This window comes from Mesorhizobium sp. M4A.F.Ca.ET.020.02.1.1, assembly GCF_004022645.1.
GTDB lineage: Bacteria > Pseudomonadota > Alphaproteobacteria > Rhizobiales > Rhizobiaceae > Mesorhizobium.
This window is the reverse complement of sequence record NZ_RZOI01001204.1, coordinates 1-963: the sequence shown is the minus strand read 5'-3', so window position 1 is coordinate 963 and position 963 is coordinate 1. Positions and strand designations below refer to the sequence as shown.

Sequence of the window (963 nt, the reverse complement as noted above, 5' to 3'; positions counted from 1 at the left end):
ATCTTGGCGTGCAGGCCGATGGAGAATTGGTGGATGAAAGGCCGGCCATTGGCGCTCGCCATGTCGACCGCTATCACCTCGCCATCGGCAAAGGACTTCAGCGCCGCGTCGAGCGTCTGCGGAACGCCGAGCCCGCGGGCGAAGAGGTTCATCGTGCCTGCCGGCAGGATGGCCAGCGCCGTCTTGCGGTTCATCAGCAGGCCGGCTGCGGCCGAAATGGTGCCGTCGCCGCCGCCGGCCAGTACGACATCGACGTCGCGCCGCCGGGCCGCCTTTTGGAGGGCCGCTGCAATGTCTTCGCCGGCAACCACATCGACATCCACGGAATGGCCGGCCGCCTCGAGCGTTTGGCGCAGCCGGTCACAGAAGCCGGAAAGATCGGTTGTCCGCAACGTGCCGCCATCCCGGTTCAGCACCGCCGCAAATCGCATGCCCCACTCCGTTGTCGCACACCGAGCCGCGATAGGCTCAGCCGCAGGCTGAAACGGAATGGCTAGAGAAAGGTTCCCGGGTCCGGTGAAACCGGCCAGCGCCAGCAATTTCATGGGCTTGTCCGAAGCGCGCAGCCGCATTTTTCGGAACAACGATGTGGTCACGACGTTGTGAACCTGTAGAAACGCCGCGGCCGATCCTCCAGCGACGGTGCGGTGGACCCGAAATCATGCACGAGGAGGAAGCATCATGATACGCACCCTTTTTGCGACCACCGCGCTCGCCACACTGATTGCAGCCGGCGCCTACGCGCAGACAGCGACGACCCCGGCGCCAGCCACGCAGAACGAGGCGCCGGCCGCCCCGGTGATGCGTGCCGAGGGCAGCCTTGCCACCAACATCATCGGCGAGTCCGTCTATAACGGCACGGCCGACGATGCCCAGGATATCGGCAAGGTCAGTGATGTCGTCTTTGACGAGACCGGCAAGGCGAAATCCGCCATCATCGGCGTTGGCGGTTTCCTTGGCATA

Annotated in this window: 2 protein-coding genes; one reads left to right on the top strand and one right to left on the bottom strand. The window is 64.6% G+C overall.

Annotation, left to right across the window (positions count from 1 at the left end; genetic code table 11):
- The coding region (locus tag EN742_RS36085) for a diacylglycerol kinase family protein (RefSeq protein WP_281035058.1) at positions 1 to 431 on the bottom strand (431 nt) is incomplete at its 3' end.
- 250 nt (positions 432 to 681) lie between these two features.
- Between EN742_RS36085 and EN742_RS36080 the strand changes: the two genes are divergently transcribed.
- A partial coding sequence (locus EN742_RS36080; protein WP_148670573.1) for a PRC-barrel domain-containing protein occupies positions 682 to 963 on the top strand: 282 nt, incomplete at its 3' end.